Source organism: Natrialba sp. PRR66, from assembly GCF_034808065.1.
GTDB classification, from domain to species: domain Archaea; phylum Halobacteriota; class Halobacteria; order Halobacteriales; family Natrialbaceae; genus Natrialba; species Natrialba aegyptia.
On record NZ_JAXHGN010000046.1, the window covers coordinates 1 to 289 of the forward strand.

Consider the following 289-nt stretch of genomic DNA (forward strand, 5'->3'; position numbering starts at 1 on the left):
CCTCGGGGATGTCGAAGCTGACCACCGTCCGTATCTCGCCGGGCCGGTCCGGCGTCAGGTGGAGCGTGAGCGTCCGCGATATCGTCGGGCCGGCCGTCTCCGCCGCCGCGTGGACGGTTTCGTTCGACGCGATCGCGTCCGATGCCGACCTGGAGGGGTCGAGCGTCGCCGCGTCGGACGTCTCCGACACCGGCGTCGCGGCGGGTGCGGCGACGAGCGAGACGAGCAGGACGGTGAGCAGCGCGACCCGACGGTCCATCGTGTCCAACTGACGGTCGGCGAGAGGATG

Annotated in this window: 1 pseudogene; it reads right to left on the bottom strand. The window is 71.6% G+C overall.

Features of this window, described 5'->3' with window-relative positions:
- Positions 1 to 259 (bottom strand): annotated as a pseudogene (locus SM755_RS23425) (hypothetical protein); the annotation flags it as partial.
- Positions 260 to 289: the final 30 nt, after the last annotated feature.